The organism is Bradyrhizobium oropedii (genome assembly GCF_020889685.1).
Classification (GTDB): domain Bacteria; phylum Pseudomonadota; class Alphaproteobacteria; order Rhizobiales; family Xanthobacteraceae; genus Bradyrhizobium; species Bradyrhizobium oropedii.
The window spans coordinates 1-18,203 of record NZ_JACMYO010000114.1 but is presented as its reverse complement, the minus strand read 5'-3'; the positions used below and the strand labels follow the sequence as shown (position 1 = coordinate 18,203).

The 18,203-nt window shown below is 64.6% G+C and carries 15 protein-coding genes; 10 read left to right on the top strand and 5 right to left on the bottom strand.

From position 1 onward, the window contains the following. Positions 1-27: 27 nt before the first annotated feature. Complete coding sequence (locus H8A95_RS27475; RefSeq protein WP_229186053.1) at positions 28-975, bottom strand: cupin-like domain-containing protein; 948 nt, start codon at positions 973-975, stop codon at positions 28-30. Between the two features lie 206 nt (positions 976-1,181). Here H8A95_RS27475 and H8A95_RS27470 point away from each other — a divergent pair, with 206 nt between their 5' ends. After that, the gene (locus H8A95_RS27470; RefSeq protein ID WP_229186052.1) at positions 1,182-2,273 is read left to right on the top strand and encodes a glycosyltransferase family protein; all 1,092 of its coding nucleotides are present in this window, start codon (positions 1,182-1,184) and stop codon (positions 2,271-2,273) included. On the opposite strand, the gene H8A95_RS27465 is transcribed toward H8A95_RS27470, so the two are convergent. Both H8A95_RS27465 and H8A95_RS27460 read right to left on the bottom strand, forming a co-directional pair. Continuing rightward, on the bottom strand, positions 2,270-3,583 hold the full coding sequence (locus tag H8A95_RS27465; RefSeq protein WP_229186051.1) for an O-antigen ligase family protein: 1,314 nt from the start codon (positions 3,581-3,583) through the stop codon (positions 2,270-2,272). The two genes, H8A95_RS27470 and H8A95_RS27465, sit on opposite strands and share 4 nt — an antisense overlap. Then, positions 3,580-4,575 carry a glycosyltransferase family 2 protein gene (locus tag H8A95_RS27460; protein ID WP_229186050.1) on the bottom strand — a complete coding sequence of 332 codons (996 nt, stop codon included), beginning with the start codon at positions 4,573-4,575 and terminating at the stop codon, positions 3,580-3,582. Before H8A95_RS27460 ends, H8A95_RS27465 begins: the two co-directional genes overlap by 4 nt. Before the next feature lie 402 nt (positions 4,576-4,977). On the opposite strand from H8A95_RS27460, the gene H8A95_RS27455 reads away from it, so the two are divergent. Beyond that, positions 4,978-6,066: a radical SAM protein gene (locus H8A95_RS27455; RefSeq protein ID WP_229186049.1), complete on the top strand. Its 1,089-nt coding sequence runs from the start codon at positions 4,978-4,980 to the stop codon at positions 6,064-6,066. 78 nt (positions 6,067-6,144) lie between these two features. Here the strand turns inward: H8A95_RS27455 and H8A95_RS27450 are convergent, their stop codons facing one another. Next, entirely contained in the window at positions 6,145-7,113 is a 969-nt protein-coding gene (locus tag H8A95_RS27450) for a glycoside hydrolase family 26 protein (RefSeq protein WP_229186048.1), read from the bottom strand. 419 nt (positions 7,114-7,532) lie between these two features. Between H8A95_RS27450 and H8A95_RS27445 the strand changes: the two genes are divergently transcribed. From H8A95_RS27445 to H8A95_RS27415, 7 genes are all read left to right on the top strand, one after another. After that, positions 7,533-8,459, top strand: a complete 927-nt coding sequence (locus H8A95_RS27445) for a DUF6492 family protein (RefSeq protein WP_229186047.1) — start codon at positions 7,533-7,535, stop codon at positions 8,457-8,459. Then, on the top strand, positions 8,453-9,901 hold the full coding sequence (locus H8A95_RS27440) for a lipopolysaccharide biosynthesis protein (protein WP_229186046.1): 1,449 nt from the start codon (positions 8,453-8,455) through the stop codon (positions 9,899-9,901). The genes H8A95_RS27445 and H8A95_RS27440 overlap by 7 nt, the downstream gene beginning before the upstream one ends. 4 nt (positions 9,902-9,905) lie before the next feature. Continuing rightward, positions 9,906-10,721, top strand: a complete 816-nt coding sequence (locus tag H8A95_RS27435; RefSeq protein WP_229186045.1) for a class I SAM-dependent methyltransferase — start codon at positions 9,906-9,908, stop codon at positions 10,719-10,721. After that, positions 10,718-11,470 (top strand): polysaccharide deacetylase family protein, encoded by a 753-nt coding sequence (locus H8A95_RS27430; protein WP_229186044.1) that lies wholly within the window; start codon positions 10,718-10,720, stop codon positions 11,468-11,470. Before H8A95_RS27435 ends, H8A95_RS27430 begins: the two co-directional genes overlap by 4 nt. Positions 11,471-11,623: 153 nt before the next feature. Beyond that, positions 11,624-13,942 carry a GumC family protein gene (locus H8A95_RS27425; RefSeq protein ID WP_229186043.1) on the top strand — a complete coding sequence of 773 codons (2,319 nt, stop codon included), beginning with the start codon at positions 11,624-11,626 and terminating at the stop codon, positions 13,940-13,942. A 62-nt stretch (positions 13,943-14,004) separates the two neighbouring features. Next, the gene (locus tag H8A95_RS27420; protein ID WP_229186042.1) at positions 14,005-15,111 is read left to right on the top strand and encodes a glycoside hydrolase family 5 protein; all 1,107 of its coding nucleotides are present in this window, start codon (positions 14,005-14,007) and stop codon (positions 15,109-15,111) included. A 55-nt stretch (positions 15,112-15,166) separates the two neighbouring features. Further along, positions 15,167-16,708: a hypothetical protein gene (locus tag H8A95_RS27415; RefSeq protein ID WP_229186041.1), complete on the top strand. Its 1,542-nt coding sequence runs from the start codon at positions 15,167-15,169 to the stop codon at positions 16,706-16,708. Between the two features lie 62 nt (positions 16,709-16,770). Here the strand turns inward: H8A95_RS27415 and H8A95_RS27410 are convergent, their stop codons facing one another. After that, entirely contained in the window at positions 16,771-17,370 is a 600-nt protein-coding gene (locus tag H8A95_RS27410) for a 3-keto-disaccharide hydrolase (RefSeq protein WP_229186040.1), read from the bottom strand. 218 nt (positions 17,371-17,588) lie between these two features. Between H8A95_RS27410 and H8A95_RS27405 the strand changes: the two genes are divergently transcribed. Continuing rightward, entirely contained in the window at positions 17,589-18,059 is a 471-nt protein-coding gene (locus H8A95_RS27405; RefSeq protein ID WP_229186039.1) for a cupin domain-containing protein, read from the top strand. The last annotated feature ends 144 nt before the right edge of the window (positions 18,060-18,203 follow it).

Genomic DNA, 18,203 nt, shown 5'->3' with positions numbered 1-18,203 from the left:
GTCAGTACCTGCACCCGGCAAGTTCGCTTACGCCGCTTCCAGCGCCACCTTGGGCAGATCGACGATCTTGCCGAGATCGCTCTCGTCGAGACGGAAGTCGATCGGGCGGCGCACCGCGCGTTCGCGCTTCACCCACTTGCCGTCGCGCAGCAGCTTTTGCATCACCTGCTTGGCGAAGAAGGTCGGACCGCGGATGCTGCGGCTGCGCGGCGCGTAGCCGAAACGATGACGCAGCATGCCGTTGGCGAGATGCAGGATCTGGGCACGACGGATGTCGTCGTTCACATAGGAAATCGTCATCGAGATGTTGACGGTGTCGAGGTTCTCGACACGGTGCGGCGCATTGAGCGGCCAGTTCAGCATCTGGCCGGGCTCCAGATCGATCACCTGCGCGTGCCAGTCGTACCAGGGCTCGTAGGGGATATCGACCTCGACGTCGAACAGCGCGATGTTCTCCAGATGCTCGGGCCGGATGAACGGCTGCGTGTTGGGATAGATGTACACCCGTTTGCGCCCGGCGATCTGGACCAGGCCCTGCCCCGGCAGATCGGCGTGGTAGTAGACTTGCGCGTCGGGCGACGAAATCAGGATGCCGGCCTGATGGGTCGGCGCGTCGAAACCGGGGACCTTGGCCGCGATCTCGCCGAACATCTGCTCGATCATGTCGCGGTAGCGGCGATCGACCGCGGTGACGTTACGCAGGTTCAGCCACAGGCCGCCGCGCGAAATTGCCTCGATCACCTGATGGCCGCGCAGCCTGCCGATCTCGCCCTCGCGCCAGACGCGGCTCGATCCCTTGGCGCCGGTCTTGACCAGGCTGTAATGCTCGCGCGGATAGTGCTCAATCAGCCTGGCGAGATCGTCCATCGAAAACGCCGGCTGCTTGTGCATGGTGTGCTCGAGCCGGATCGGCTGACGGCTCCAGAGCCTGGAATGGTTGTCATCCCAATTCGTGAAGATCCTGCCTGTCGTCATGGTCGCGCTCCTGGCAGCTGCGCCGTTTCGCTTCATCCGATGTCCCGTTCCGGGACGAGCGGGCTGCTCTTGAGCAGGAATTGGCAAGAACGATGCCGTCGCGTATGCGCGCCGGGTTACCCAAAGCTAATGTCTCGCCGATATGGCTAACCGCGATGTCTCCGGAACCGGTCGCCAGAACAAGCAGCCAAGACCATCTGAGCACGATGAGTGAAAAACCCCGATATCGTGCGCTGTTCCTTGGCGCCGGGCCAAAGATGCACTGCGGCGTCGGGCAATTCACGCGCCTGCTGCAGGAGACGATCGAGAAGCTCGAGCCCGGTGCCGGCACAGCGTTAACCCTGACGCAGACCGACGGCACAATCGCCGAGATCTGGCGCGCCGTCGGCGGCGCCGACAGCGTGGTCTGCAACTTCCCGATCGTGGCCTGGAAGCGCGTGATCGCGCGGCCCTTGCTCGCCCTTCTCTTCGCCCGGCTCCGCCATCGGAAGGTCGTCCTGATCCAGCACGAATGGGCGGGCCTCAACGGCATCCGCCGGCTGACCTATATGCCGGCGCTGTGGCTCGCCAATACCATCGTGATGTTCTCGCCGCTGGTGCGTCGCGAGCTCGCCGACGATTCGATCATGCGCGGCATGGTCCGCAAATGCGTGCTCGCGCCGCTGCCGCCGAACATCGCGGCGCCCGCCGGCTTCGCGGATTCGATGCTGCTGCATCGGCTCGTCGCGGCACGCGGCAATGGCCAGCTCATCGTCGGGCATTTCGGCTCGATCTATCCGGGCAAGCAGCCGAATGGATTGCTCGAGATCGGCGCCATCCTGAAGCAGCGGGGCCTGCAGCCGTTGATCGTCTATGTCGGCTCCTTCATCCGCGGCACCGACAATATCGAGCAGAAGTTCTATGCCCGCGTCGCCGAGCTGGGGTTGAAGGGCGACGTCATCGTCTCCGGCTATGTCGCCTCCGATCACGAGGTGTTCGGCCTGCTCGGCGAGATCGACGTGTTCTGCTACTCGCTGGCCGAAGGCCTGACGGCGCGGCGCTCCAGCATCCTGGCCTGCGTGCAGTCCGGCCGGCCGCTGATCGTCACCGGCCCGGCATTGCCGGACGAGTTCGACCATCACCCGCGCTTCAAGGAATTGATCGACCGCGGCGCTATCCTGCTGGTGCCGCGCGACGCCGACAGTGCTGGATATGCCGACCGGATCGTCAAGGCGCTGAAGCGCCCGAACGTGCCCATCCCGTTCGATTTCGATGGCTGGTGGACGGACGTCGCCAACGCGGTCCGCGCGCAGCTCTAGCTCCGCATCCGGAACCGGGCGAGATAATGCAGCCCGCACACCCCGATCAGGAACGTCACCCAGATGGTGTCTGCGCGATCGAGGAAGAAGCTCTCCATCGACGACAGATAGAGGCCGAACAGCCAGATGCGCAGGAATAGCAGCGTCAGCGGCGTGTCGTTGCCGCCGAGATCGGCGGCCTGGAAATCGCGCAGCGGCTTGATGACGATTGCCGCGATCAGCAGCGCGAGACCCGGCAGGCCGGTTCCGAGCGCGGTGTCGAGATAGCCATTGTGGCTATGCGAGGCGTAGCCCGCCCACTCCTTGCCTTCCTGCAAATTCTGGATCGCGCTGGTGCCCCAGAACGCTTCGAAGCCGTAGCCGGTCCACAAGCGTTGGTGCAGCGACTCGAGCGCGAATGCCCAGATGTCGGCGCGGCCGGTAAAGGAGGTGTCGATCGGCATCCGGTTGGCGATCGCAGCCAGCGTGTCGCTCATCACGGTGCCGACGCTGAACAGGTTGAGCAGCAGCAGCGGGGTCAGCAACAGCAGCGCGCGGCCCAGGCGCGAGCGGATCACCGGCATCAGCGACGTCAGCATCAGCACGGCGACGCACAGCACGATCGCGCTCTTGCCGGCCGTGAAGAACAGGAAGACCGCGGCGAACCCGGTCACGGCGATGCCGGAGAGCCAGCCGCCGGCCCGCATCAAATAGATGCCGACGAAGATCAGCATCGCCATCATCGCTGCGGCGACGTTCTTGTGGCCGAACACACCGCGCCAATTGCCGGCAAGCGCCGGCTCCTGCGGATCGGTCGCCTGATGGATCGACAGATGCGGCGCCAGGAAAACGCCGAGATAGCAGGTGACGAGCAGGACCAGCGCGGCTATGCCGAACCAGCGCATCAATTCGCCCTGCGACTTCGGCAGCAGCAGCAGCGTTGCCGTCACCACGATGACGAACACCGACAGCGCCAGACGGCGCAGCGAGGTCGCCGGGTCGGACGACAGCACGACGGTGACGCAGATCCAGCCCGCAAACAGCAGGAAGGCCGGCGTCATCAGCGATTGCAGCGCCGGCAGATTGTCCCGCAGGGTCAGCGCCAGCATCGCGACCATCAGCACGCCGAACAGGCCGTAGAGAAACGCGTCCTTGCCGGAGACAACATCGCCGACATAGAAGCCGCTCAGATCTTCGAACGGACGCAGCGAAATCCAGGCCAGAAGCAGGATGCCGATGAAGAGCGCGCAGCGGACGATGTCCATCACCGGCCGGCGCGCGATGTCGGCAAGCAGCGCCCGGCTATCAGTGGTGACGGACAAATCGCTCACGACGCGATCTTGGACGCCGCATAAGGCTGCGGCTCGATGCCGAGCACCGCCAGCGCACTGCCGACTGCGACCACCATCGGATGCATCGCGATCACGGCCTGATGCTCGCTCAGTACGATCCGCGTAAAGCGATACAGCGAAAACGGCACCAGGCCGAACATCTTGGCTTTCACGGCCACGCGCGACCACATCGTCTGCGCCGCCTTGCGCTCGATGTGATAGTTGATCGCGCCGATCCGCAAGCCGCGCCGCACGATCCAGCCGAGATTGGTCCGGGCCGAGGGAACCGTCTCGCTGATCACGGCGTCCGTCACCCAGAAGAAGCGGAAGCCCGCACGGCGTGCCCGCGCGAAGAAGTCGTGGTCACCGCCGCCGAGGAAGTTGAAGCGCAGGTCGAAGGCAGGATGTCCGAGCCGCTCGAACACCGCGCGGCGGATCAGACAGTTGCCGCAGCCATAGATCACCGGGACGGGACCGCTGGCATGATAGGCCGGCGCGAATGCCGGATGACGCTTGAGGCCGCCCTTGTGCTTGTCATCGAAATTCGGCCACACCGGCCCGCCGATGATCTCGGCACCGGTGGTCTCGGTCGCCTGCACCATCCGCTCCAGCCAATCCTGCGAGGCGACCTCGTCGTCGTCGATCATCAGGAAATTTTGGGCGTTCGGGAATGTCTCGAGCGCCGTCTCGAACGCCGCGTTGATCGCCTGGCAATTGCCTTGCCGGGGCTCGACGATGCAGACGCCGCGCACCTTACCGGAATTGAGAAACTCGGCCGCGACCGGCGCGCTCTCGCAATGCGCGGCATCGTTTTCGACCACGACGATCGCGAAGCTGCGTTGGGTGCGCTGCGCCGCGATGGACTCCAGCGTCAGCCGCAGGTGCTTCGGCCGGCGGAAGCTCGGAATGCAGATGACGGTCTCAATGGAGCAATCGAGCACGGGTGACGTCGTGACCCAGGCGCGGTCGGCTACAGCAAGCTCGGTCGACATCTCCATGCCCTCCTGGCAATCGCGATCCGCAAGACGCATCATCCCGGCACGGATCGGAATGGGACATGGCCGTCCCAAAGTGACCGACACAGGCGGCAATACGGTCGCGGAACGAACGTTACGGCGACCTCATGGCAAAATCCGCTCCAGGCGAGAGGCGCGTTAGCCCAACTTCGTCGCAAGGTTAATTTGAAGTCTAGCGAAGTGATTTTGCTGGAATGACGGGCGCGCGGGAGCGCCGCCCCGTGACCGGGGCCGCGCCGTTAGCGAACCCTTAGGGTTAAGAGCCCTCGCGCACGCGCGACACAAGCTCCGCGTCCGGGCTGGCATCCAATTTGCTGATCGACCCATAAATCATCCGTCGATCCGATCGCAGCAACACAAAAAAGACTGAGGTTCACCTTGAAAGCGCTCGATCTCGTCTCGCTCGGCACCAAGCATGTCCGCAACGCCCTCTCGGAAGAGCTCTATTTGCGTACCGGACGCGACGTCACCCGCCCGGCGGCGATCTTCGCGGAGGTGGTCGAACGCTGCAATTACAAATGCCGCTACTGCGACTACTGGCGCCGTCCGAACTATCGCGACGAGATGACGATCCCGGAGTGGCAGCGCGCCCTCGCGAGCCTGAAGGAATTCATCGGGGCCTATCATGTCGAATTCGCCGGCGGCGAGCCCTACATCAAGAAGGGCTTTCTCGACCTGCTGCGGTTCTGCCGCGACAACGACATCCACTGGGGCGTCACCACCAATGGCGGCGCCTATCTCAACAAGAAGGTCGTGGCGCAGACCGTCGAAGCGCACCCGTTCAACATCAATATCTCGATCGACTCCACCGACCCCACGATCCACAACTACTCGCGCGGCGTCGAGAACTCGCTGGCCGACATCGTGCAGGGCATCCGCAATGTCGCCGAGCAGCGTCGTGCCGAAGGCCTGGACTTTCCGATCATCATCAAGCCGGTCGTGCACAGGCTGAACTTCCGCCGCCTGCCCGAAATGGTCGACTGGATCCAGGAGATCGGCGCCACCGCGCTGAGCTTCCAGCCCGTCGAGCAGGGCACCCAGGAGGTCGAGGACGAGCTGTGGATCGGTGAGCGCGAGCTGGACGATCTGATCAAGGTGCGCGACGAGCTGTTGCGCTTGAAGCGTGCGGGCGCGCCGATCCTCAACGGGGAGGCCGTGCTGCGCGCCTGGCCGAACCATTTCCGCCGCGAGAAGGCGCCGAAGGAAGTGATGCCCTGCCGCGTCGGCATGCGGAACTACTTCATCCGCTCCGACGGCCGCCTCGAAGTGTGCTGGTTCTTCAAGCCGATCGGCAACGTGCGCACCCAGACCGCACGCGAGATCTGGTACAGCGAGGAAGCGCAGGCCCGCCGCAAGGAGACCATTGCTTGTGACAAGCTGTGCCTGTTCACCTGCCTCGCCCAGCGCACGCTGCAGGACAAGCTGAAGATGGGCCTGACGCTGCTGACCAACACCAAGGCCGCCTGACGCGGCAACGAGTAATGACTAAGCCCGGTCAGTCGGAGGACAGGCCGGGCGCTTGCTTGAGCGGATAGACGCGTCTGGTCAGCCCGCGAACAATTTGCGGAACAGGCTCGCGGCTTGCGGAAACTTGCCGTTATCGATCTGCGTCGGCCACAGGCCATCGACATCGAAATAGGCGGCATAGGCGATCGCTGCCTGATTTGCTGCGAACCAGTCGTGCATCTGCTGCACGAAGAATGCGTTGTCGCCGGCCTGGCCGACGCCCCACTCCGGATAGCTCATCAGCTTGCCATGGCTCGCCGCGAACGCGCGCTGCCACTCCAGGCCGAACGGCGCCTTGAGATAGGAGTTGGTCCAGCGCTCCGCCGCGCTGGCATCCGATTTGAAATCGTAGACGTCGAGGCCGACGGTGTCGACGACATCATCGCCGGGATAGGCGGCGTCGGCCGGCATATCCTGAAGTCCCCAGCCCGGACACCAGTCGAACTTGAAGCTTTCCGAGCGACCGCGAAAGATCGCGACCACATGGCGGAACGCCTTGATGTAGTCGTCCTCATGTCCTTTGGCGAACCAGCCCATATTGGAGATGTTCATCTCCCAGCCGAGGCGAATGATCGCCTTGGGATGTGCGTCTCCGATCGCGCGCGCGGCCGCTTCGAACTCGGCGTCATGCAGCCCGCCCGCGACATCCGCGAGCGGCGTTTCGGTGATGGTGAGCGGTACCGACCAAACCACGTTGCGCGCCGGATTGAGCTTCTTCCAGAGCCCGGGCACCCAGTCCAGCTTGTGAAAGTCGTCCCAGCTGTTCTGGCCGTAGAAGTCGACGCCGAGCACCGACGAGCGCGGCCGGTTGAGCCACTTCTCCCAGCCTTGCAGCACGTGCTCGCGGCCGGTCTCACCCCAGTTGACAAAGGCGCCGGCGAATCGCGCGGAATTCGCACCGAGCCGCGACCGGGCTGACGGTGCGGCCCGCACGGACGGCAATGCGCCGACGGCGAGCGCCGCGAATGCGAGGGCGCGGCGTCGCGTGATTCCGCGATCAACCGACATCGCGCGCTCCGGCTGGTTCGCCCGCGCCGCGCGTGCCAAAAACGCACAGCGCTGACGGCAAGGCTGTCTCGAAATGGACTGACAATACGGCCCGCCGTTCGGCCGTGCCGCTTACCGATCGGAAATGCCACCGAATCCGCATACGCACTCACCTGCGCCGACCGCGTCGGCATTCGAGGCGTGAACACTGCAATATCCGGGCAACATCCCGATCCAGCGTCAAAATCACGCAACCGAACGATGACTTCCGATCCGTTAACGGCCGCGCTGCGCCGGCATTTACCATTGCTTAACCATCAAGGCCGCGGGCAGGACGCGCAAAACACTCCGGCACCGATCTTGCTGAACTGAGGTTCAGGACGAAGTCCGGCGGCCGCATTGTTCCGCCGTGAAACGGTGTCGCCGGAGAGTGTTACGAGATGAACCCTGTCGCGTTGCTGACCCCGACCTATGGGCGCGATCTGGAAATCTGCACGCTGCTTTGCGAAAGCGTGGATCGCCACGTCACGTCCTTCTCCAGGCACTATCTGCTGGTTCCGGATTGCGACCTGTCGCTGTTCGCGCCACTCGCAAGCGAGCGCCGCATCATCATTCCGGCCTCCTCCTTCCTGCCCGACTGGTTGCGGCCGCTGCCGCGCATGATCCAGCGCAAGCGCCGCCAGTTCTGGTGGTCGTTGCGCGCCAAGCCGGTGAACGGCTGGCACGTGCAACAGATCCTGAAGATCGCGGCGACGATCGCGCTGCCCTATGAGCGGTTCTGCATCCTCGATTCCGACATCGTGTTCTTCCGCGATTTCGATCTGGCGCGCTTCCGGTATCCGAACACGATCCCGCTGCTGAAGATGGCCAACGCGGTCACCGCCGACCAGCCGCGCCATTCGCGCTGGCTCGAGACCAGCCATCAGCTGATCGGCCTGCCGACGCCGCCATTCCCGGCGCCGGACTTCATCGGACACATCATCTTCTGGGACAAGCAGACCACTCGCGCGCTCGCCGAGCGCATCGAGGCCGTCGCCGGCATGGACTGGATCGAGGCGCTGTGCCGGACCCGCGAGTTCTCCGAATACCTGCTGTACGGCTTCTTCGTCGAAAACGATGAGGCGTCGGCGCTGCGTCACTCGGTGGTGCCGAAGACGCAATGCGTCAGCTACTGGGATGACCCGACCTTGAGCAAGGACGAGCTCACCCGGCTGCTGCTGCGGGCCAACAGGGACGACGTCGCGTTCTCGATCGCATCGTTCTCGGGAACGCCGGTCGCGACAATTCGCGAGGTCGTGGCCGAGAGCGACGCCATCCTGGCGTCGTCGGCGGCGGCAAGACCGGCGGAGCTTGCCGCATCATGCTGATCGGACAGGCCAGCATCAACCTGACGGCCAACGTGCTTTCGGCGTTGCTCGGGCTTCTGAGCGTGTTCGTCTTCACGCGGCTGTTCGCGCCGCATGACTATGGCGTCTACCTGTTGGGTGTCGGCTTCGCCTCCGTCATCTCGGTCTTCCTGGTCGGCTGGTTCCGCAATCTGATCCTGAGCGGCCATGCCCGCGATGACGGCACCGACGTCCGCGGCCTGGTGGCGTCGGGCTATCTGATCTCCTGCCTCACCGCGCCGATCGCCTGGCTGCTGGCGCGTCTCGTCGGCCTCGATGCGACTGCGGCGCTGGCCGCCGTCGCCCTCGCCATTGCGATCGGCCTGTTCGAGCTGACGCAGGACCTGCTGCGGGCACGGTTGAAGGCACTCTCGGTAATGAGGGCGACCCTGGTCCGCGCCGGCGCCCTGCTCGGCTTCGGCGTCGTCGTCGCAACAATCAGCCCGACCGGCGTCCTGTTGTTGCTCGCGGCCAGCTTGGCCTATCTCGTCGCCGTTCTAGTGCAGACGCGCAGCGCATGGCGCGGCACCATCATCAATTTCAGCCGCGCCGACCTGCGGTCGCTCGCCCGCGCCGGCCTGCCGCTGACCCTGTCGCTGACGCTGCTGGCGATCTCGAGCGTGACCGACCGCTTCATGATCGCGAACCTGATCGGCGCAGCCGACGCCGGCAAATATGTCGCGGCACTGGACCTGGTTCGCCAGACCCTGATGATGCCCGCGATGAGCATGGCCGCGGCCTTCTTTCCGATGGCCGTGCAGATCCAGGCCCGGCAAGGCGACGCGGCGGGCGCCATCAGGACTCATCTCGCCGATTGCCTCGAACTGCTCGCCGGCGTCACGCTGCCGGCTTGTCTCGGCTTCGCCCTGATCGCCCCGCATATCGCCAACATCATCCTCGGTGTCGACTTCCGCGCGCTCGCATCCGAGATCATGCCGATCATCGCGGCCGCCGTGCTGTTCCAGGTGCTGACGCAGCAATATCTGCATGCGAGCTTCCTGCTGTCGGGACGCAATTCCTTCTATCTGATCAACACCGCATCGATCATCGCGGCCAATGTGATCCTGTCCTATCTGCTGGTCAGCCTCTACGGCACCATCGGCGCGGCCTGGGCGCGGCTCGGCGCCGACATTGCCGGCTTTGCCTGCGCCCTGATCCTGAGCCGCTTCGCCTTCCGGATTCCGATCCCGATCGGCCGCCTCGCCTTGATCGTCATCGCCGCGCTCGCGATGGCAGTCACGGTCGGCGCGCTGGATCGCGTCCTGTACCTTGCCGATCTCCCCGCCAGCATCGTGCTGGTCGGAGCGGGGTTCGCCGTCTACGCCGCGTTCTGCTGGCTGTTCGACATCGCGCGCCTGCGCGGTCGGCTGAAGCAGGGCATCGCCATGTTCCGTACCAAATTCGCAAACAGCAACATTGGATGAACCAATGACGAAATCCCTCGCGCTTGCTACGCGTCCTGCCCCGCTCGCCGAGCTCTCGATGACTATCCCTGCCGAAATCCATCCGGAATCGCTGCTCGCCTTGCCGCCCGGCAAGGCCAAGCAGAGCCTGCTCACGGTTCACAGCATCCTCGAGGCCCGGCTGCCGGCCGGTCCGCTTTCGATCTACGAAGCCGGCGGCGGCTCGACCAGCTATCTGCCGCTCGGCGTGCTGCGTCGTTCGCATGTGACCGTCGTCGACATTGACCCTGATCAGATCCGCAACAACAGCTATGCGCAGGAAGCCGTTCTCGGCGACATCCAGACCTACCGCTTCCCGCCGCGGCGCTTCGACCTGATCATCTGCTACAACGTCATCGAGCACATCCCCGATGTGGAGGCCGTGCTGAGCGGGTTCTGCGAGGCGCTGAAGCCGAACGGACTGCTGTTGATCGGCGCGCCGAACCCGAAGTCGCTGTCGGGTATCGTCACGAAATATTCCCCGCACTGGTTCCACGTCTGGTTCTACCGCCGCATCCGCGGCGAGAAGCACGCCGGGCTGCCGGGCGAGGCGCCGTTCCCGACCCATTTCCATCCGCTGGTGACGCCAGGCAATCTCGAAGCGTTCGTGGCCGGCCGCGGATTGCAAGTCATCTACCGGAAGAAATACGAGAGCCCGCGCTATCCCGAGATGCGCCGGCGCAAGCCGGTTCTGGCCGCGGTGATCGACGCGGCGGCGAAGGCAATGAACGCATTGCTGCCGGGCAAGATCGACGTTCGGCACGGCGACTATCATGTGATCTTGCGGAAGCTTGGATCATGAACGCATTGTGGTCGGAAGCCAGGGTCAAGGTCAGCCACCGGCTGGCGATGCATGTTCAGGTCGAACGTTTCCGCCTGAACAATGCGACGCCGATGGTGACCTTCACCTTTGACGATCTGCCGAAGAGTGCGGCGACGTTCGGCGCCGACATTCTCGAATCCTACGGCGCCCGCGGGACGTTCTACGTGTCAGGCGGGTTGGTCGGGCTCGACGCGCCCGACTGGAGCACCGGCACCGCCGACGACGTCGTCTCGTTGCATTGCCGCGGTCATGAGGTCGGCTGCCACACCTTCTCGCACCGCCGCGCCTGCGATCTCGACGAGACCTCGCTGGCGGCGGAGATCGCGCGTAACCGCACGTATCTCCACTCGCTCGATCCGACCATGCCGGTCGAGACCTTCGCCTACCCGTTCGGCTACGGCTCCTATGCGCGGAAACACCAGTTGAGGTCTGAATTCCGCACCTGCCGCAGCATCGTGCCGGGTGTGAACAGCGGCGAGGTCGACCTGCAATTCCTCCGCGCCATGCCGCTGATCGACCGCCAGATGTCCCACGAGCGGATCGATGCGGCCTTCGCCGAGGCGGCAAACATGAACGGCTGGTTAATTTTCTACAGCCACGACGTTGCCGACGCGCCGAGCCTCTATGGCTGCACGCCCGACCTCATGACCTACGCGCTGGAGGCCGCGGCGCGGCGGAATGTCCCTGTTCTGACCATGGCGGAGGCGTTCCGATGCGCCCGCGCTTAAACCCTTTGTTTGCCTTTCTGGTGAATAGTCGGCGAATGAGTATGGTTAATTTTTCGTGTTGCGTTTTTTCCGCGTCGTCTCGTGCGCGTTGCGTGGCCCGAAAGAGTGCTCCTCAGCCGATGCGTGCGGCCATTCAGACGGAAGCTGGGGTCGATGCTTAGCTATGACCAGCCGATAGACCGGGCCAAGTCGGAGCCGCGCCGGACCGCAATCCCGGCCGGCTTCAACGTGCTCGAGCTGATCCGGCTGTTGTGGGCGCGCAAGGTTGCGATCCTGTCGGCTGCGCTGCTCTGCGCCTGCATCGCGGTCGCAATCGGCAAGAGCCTCACGCCGAAATACACCGCGGGCGCCCAGCTCTATGTCGATCCCCGCGAGCTGCAGCTCGTCGAGCGCGAGCTGACCCCGCGTGCCCAGGACGTCTCCGGCCTCGCGATGGTGGTCGAAAGCCAGTCGCGCCTCATCACGTCCAACAACGTATTACTGCAGGTGATCCGCGACACCAACCTCGTCAGGGATCCCGAGTTCGGCGGCGGCGCCGCGAGCAAGGGCCTGCTCGCCTCGCTGCTCGGCCTGTTCGGCATCGAACCGAGAACCAGCGCGGAGCAGCAACAGCAGATCGAGATGAACACGCTCGATACGCTGAACCGCCATATCAACGTCAAGAAGACCGATCGCACCTTCATCGTCGATGTCGATGTCTGGTCGCACGATCCGGTCAAGGCCGCGATGCTCGCGAATGCGATCGCCAAGGCCTATCTCACCGAGTCGAAGCAATCGCAGGCCGAGGCCGCACGGCGCGCCACCCGCGACCTGTCCGGCCGGTTGAAGGAGCTGCAGCAACGCCTGCGCAATGCCGAAGAGGCGCTCGCATCGTACAAGGCGCAGAACAATTTCGTCGGCTCGCAGGACAATCTGCTCACCGACCAGCAACTTTCGGGCGGCAACCAGCGGCTGGCCGCAGCGCGTGCCCAGACGCTCGACGCGCAGGCCAGCTACGACCAGATCGAAGCCACCCGCCGCGGCGCGACCGACCCGGGCGCGATCCCCGAAGCGGTGCAATCGCCGACCATCGCCAATCTGCGCTCGCAATATGCTGAAGCGAAGAAGCGTCAGGCGGAAATGCAGGGTGAGCTGGGGCCGCGTCATCCGGATCTGCGCAAGGTCGAGCAGCAGGTCGAGGACCTGCGTCGCACCATCAAGGAAGAGGTCGACCGCGTTGCACTGGCCGCCAAGAACAATCTGACCCGGGCACGCGACTACGAAGCCTCGCTCAACAAGGCGCTGGACGCCCAGAAGCGCCAGAGCGTGCAGATGAGCCAGGCGTCCGTACGGCTGCGCGAGCTCGAACGCGAAGTCGATGCCAGCCGCGACGTCTACCAGTCGTTCCTCAAGCGCTCGCGCGAGACCGAGGAGCAGGAGAGCCTCAACACCTCGAGCGCGCGCGTGATCGGCGATGCCACGATCCCGCAGCAGCGCACCTTCCCGCCGGCGATGACCCTGCTCGCGATGATCGGCTTCATGTTCGGCGGCCTCGCCGCCGCAGCCTGGATCGTGGCCGCCAGCCAGCTGGCGCCCGGCGCCGATCCGATCCGCCACAGGATCCAGCCGAAACAGGAAGCAGCATCGGAGCGGCAGCCCGTGATCGCGAAGCCGAAGCCGCCCGTGCAGGCGTCGCCCGCGGTGCAGCCGGCCGCCGGCATCGTCGACATGCCCGTGATCGAGAAACCGCTGATCGCCGAGTTGCAGGAATCCGACGTCATGCGCACGCTCGGCGGCATCCTGACCGGCGACAATCTCGCCGATGTCACGCGGTTCGGCTGGCCGACGCTGCGCACCAGTTCGGCACTGGGGCTGTTCTCCAACACCATGCGCCAGATCCATGCGGCGCTGGCAACGCGGACGGCGCCCGGCGGCGTTCCCGTGCTGGCCGTGGTCGGCACAGCCAACGATCCCGATCGCAGCGTCGTCGCGCTCAATATCGCGCTTGTCGCCGCGCGCGACGGTGCACGCGTCCTGCTGATCGATGCGGACGCGAGCGTCCGCGGCCTGACCGACAGGGTCGCGCATCCCGTCCAGAGCAGACCGAGCCGCCTCGACTGGCTCACCATCGGCAGCAAGGCGTCACGCGCCATCAACACCGCCAACGGCATCGCGATCCTGCCGGCGATCCCCGGCAATCCCGCCAGGGCCAGCGAGGCGATCCGGAAGGCGATCGCGCAGGCCCGCTCCGCCGGCGGCCATGATCTCGTCATCCTCGACGGGCCGCCGATGCCGTGGGGTGCGGACGAACGGCAGCTGTTCGACATGGCGGACGGGCTGATCGCGGCGCTGCCGGTGGATCACGACATCAACGCGTCAATGGAAGACATCATCACCGCGCTCGGTGGCGCCGAACGCAAGCTCGCCGGTGTGGTGCTCAACGAACTCCAATCGACCGCCGCAAGCCGGCAACACGACAAGCAATATGCCTGAGCGACGCGCGGGTCGCGCCGGGTTGTGTCCTGCTCCTGCCGCGATCGCGAGTTGATCGTCCAATGGCCCGGCTATCGATCCCCGCCATCATCGCCGCCGCTTCCATCCTGCTGTCCGTGGCCGCACGGGCCTGTCCTGCCCTGATCGAAGGCGTCGCGTCGGATCGGCTCACGGCGCTGTCGCGCGGCGTCAATGCCGACGGCTGGATCGCCGATCCACGGTCTGCACCGCCGCGCAGCCTGCTGCTCGAACTGCGCAAGGCCGGCTTGACCCACATCCGGTTGCCGGTGCCGGCCGACTTCGTCATGCCGCGCTTCGCCGCGAAAGCGGAGATCGACGGCCGCCTGCAAACCATCGATGGCGCGCTGAAGACCCTGCTCGCGCTCGGCTATGCCGTGTCGATCGACCTGCATTCGGGCCAGCACTTCAACGCACTGCACAAGGACGATCCGCCCGGCGCGATGGCCGAAATGAAAAGCGCATGGACCGCGCTCGCGCGGGTCATGCAGCGCTATCCGTCCGATCGCGTCTTTGCGGAACTCCTGAACGAGCCGGAGGTCGATGCCGCGCAATGGCAAGGCGAAATCCGCGAGCTCGCCGGCTTCATTCGCAAACTGCTTCCGCAAACCACGCTGATCACGGGTCCCGTCAACTGGCAGCGCGCGGATTCACTGCCCGGCTTCATGCCGCTCGACGATCCGAACGTCGTCTATGCCATTCACTTCTACGATCCGATGGTTTTCACCCATCAGGCTCACTGGGACCCGAATGAGCCGCTCCACGACGTCATCGGATTGCCCTATCCGGTCCACGCCGACGATCCCAGGGTTCAGCAGTTGCGGGAGCAACTCACGGCGATGAACCAGCGCAAGGCGCTTGCGATGGTCGACCGGGCGACGCCCGACCGCGGCATCGACAAATGGCTCGAGCCCGCCACCGCCTGGCAGCGGCAGCATTCGCGGCCGATCATCATCAATGAATTCGGGGTGCTCAAGGCCGGGGCTCCGCGCGACAGCCGGCTGCGCTGGCTCGCCGGCGTCACCACCTACGCCCGGCAACAGTGCTGGGGCTGGACACATTGGGAAATGTCGCAGGGCTTCGGCCTGGCCGATGCCGCCACCGGCAAGGCCGACCGCGAGGCGCTGAAGGCGCTGCTCGGGACGCGCTAGCGGCTGCTGGTTAACCCGTTCTTACACAATGCGCGGCTAGATCGACGATGCGGGTGTGGCATATCCACACGTCCGGTCATTTAGGTCAGAGCCAGTGCGAGCAGAGATAGCCCCGCGGCCGCTGTTGGCCGGCGACCTGGTTCCTGCCCTCGGCATCGCCGTGGCATCGATCGCGTTTGCGCCGATCATGCAGGCCGCCAATGCCGGGCTAGCGATCGTCGTCGAAAGCCTGATCGGTTGCGCGATCGTGCTTGCGGCACCGGCCTATGCGCCGTCGATTGCCGTCTTCATCATCTTCTTCCAGAATCTCTTCGTCTCGATCCTGTCGTCCTACATAGCGACCGAGCAGGAGATGGATTTCGTCAAGGGCTACAACTTCCTCATCTGCGCGGTGATGTGGCTGGTCACGCTGGCGCTGTATCTGCTGCGCGAGCGCAGGCACTCCGCCGAGATCGACCGGATCATGAGATGGGGGCTGATGACCCTCGCGGTCGTTGGGGTGTACTTCCTGCTCGGCGCGACGCAGGACGCGCATGCATCGCTCGTCTATCTGCGCAACATTGCGTTTCCGCTGTTTCTGTTCCAGCTCTCGCTGCTGACCGCGGCAACCTTCGATATCCGTATCACCCCGTTCCTGGTGGCGGTCGCCATCCTGCTGATCGTCTGCGGATATGTCGAACTGCTGTTCCGCGATTTCTGGCTCACCATTACCAATGGCTACACGTTCTGGCACTTCGACGAGCTGAAGGCGACCCGCTCCGGGTCCTGGGAAGCCGAGATGCGCCAAACCGGCAACGTGCCCGTCGATCTGATCGACCGCTTCCGCTTCAGCTTTCTCAACAGCCCCTTGTTCGAGGATCTCGGACTGTCGTCAATTCTGCGCATCTTCGGGCCAAATATGAGCCCGATCAGCTTCGGCTACGGGATCGCCTTCTCCGTCCTGTTCCTGTTCGCGGTCGGGTATCGCTGGCTGGCGCTGGCCGCGATCCCGTTGCTGATCTTCTGCAGCGTCAAGGGCGCGCTCGTCCTGGTGATCTTCGTCGCCCTGGCCTGGACGGCAACCTGGCTGTTCGGCGCCACCATCACCCTTGCCGTCGCGCTGGTCGGGCTGGCGGTGTATGCCATCGCAGCCATCCATATCGGACTCCAGATCGGCGATTTCCACGTGATCGGCTTCATGGGCGGCTGGGATGGATTCCGGCAGAACCTGATCGGCCGCGGGCTTGGCGTCGGCGGCAATCTCTCCGAAGGCTACTTCTCGATCGACTGGAACGCCGCGCAAGCGGCCGGCACGATGGACGGCGCGGTGGAGAGCGCCGTCGGCGTCCTGCTCTATCAGATGGGGATCGGCGCGGTGGTGCCGCTCGGCTTCTTCTTTGCGATGGCGCTGAAGGCCTGGCGCCTCTACGCCTCGTCCGGAATTCTCACTCAGGGGCTCGCCGCGTTTGGCACGATGGTCGTGCTGGTGAACGGCATCTTCCAGGAAGAGGCGCTGTTCGCGCCGCCGGCGCTCGGGCTGTTGCTGTGCCTGACCGGGCTCGTACTCGGCCATCATTTGCGCACGCAAGGCGACGATCCGAAGGCTACCGCTCGATAGCGCACGACTTGCGAGGGCAGAGCCCGGCCGCGCCGCGACCGGGCTTCGCTCGACCTACGGGGTCAGAGCGCCTTGATCTGCACCTTGCGGAACTTGACCACACCCGAGCCATACTGAAGCGCGATGTAGCCGCTGGCGTGCTTGGAGTCCTGGGCGTCGACGGTTTTCTGGCCGTTCAGCGTCACGACGAAATGCGGCCCCTGCGCCGTGATCTCGTAGACGTTCCATTTGCCGGCTGCCTTCGGCATCGGATCGACCTTGGCGACGTCGACGATCGCGCCGGTGCCATAGGTCGGGTCCGGCCGCTTGTCGAAGATGTTGACCTCGTAGCAGACCTTGGAGTCGATCACCTTGTTGCCTTCGCAGCGGATGAAGACGCCGCTGTTGGCGTCCTCGTCGGTCCAGAACTCGGCGCGGATCTGGAAGTCCTTGTACTGGGTCTTGCTGACGAGATAGGAGAGATCCTTGCCGTCGAGCTTGTCGGCGACCAGCGCGCCGTCCTTCATGGCCCAATTGGCCTTGCCGACCTCGTCCCAGTCGCCCTTCCTGGAGCTGTCGAGCAGCGTGACCCAGCCGTCGTCACCCGATGCACTAGTGGAGAATTGCAGCGCGGCCGCACCGATCACAAGTCCCGCCGCCAGTATCGACAGTTGCTTCTTCAAGGTTGTCCTCCCGTCTTTTGGTTGGCGCGCAACCTATCATCGTCCGCAGCGGCGTAAATCGTTTTTCATGTTGCAGCTGCGTTGTGTCACGGACTGTTGTCGCAATCTTGAGGTCAGACATGCGCGGACGCGTCTTGCTCCGCTCGAACGACAGCGACTACCATCACGCGACATACGGGCGCGGCAGTTGCCCGAGGAATCAGATCTGGGAGAATCCGATGACGGCGTCGAACCGATCCTGGCGATATCTGATGATGCCGCTGGCCCTTGCCGGCACGCTGAGCGTCAGCTCTGCGGCCGAGCTCAATCCCGCTGCCGTCACCTACAAGCTGCCGGATCAAATTCCCTGGAGCCCGGTCGACGCGCGCGGCGCGCAGAACGCCGTCGTGGTCGGCGATCCCTCGAAGCCCGGGTTCTATTTGGTCTACACCAAATGGACCAAGGGCAATCACTTCAGCCGTCCGCACTTCCATCCCAACGACCGCTACATCGTCGTGCTCAAGGGCACCTGGTGGGTCGGTTCCGGTCCGAAATTCGATCCCGATCACGGCACCGTGGCGATGCCGGCGGGCAGCTTCGTCACCCATTTCGGCAAGCAGGTGCATTGGGACGGCGCCAAGGACGAGGACGCCGTATTGCTGATCATGGGCGAAGGCCCGGCCACCGCAACGGAGGCGGAACAGAAGTAGCCGCGTTGCGCGCAGTCGGGGCGATGCTATCATCGCGGCCCAAGGAAGGGCCTTCGATGCATCCCGCCGCCAGACTGCAGTTTGCCCGCATCGCCGACGAGTTCGCGCGCTGGCGCGCCATTCCCGAGCCCGAACGGCCGCCGG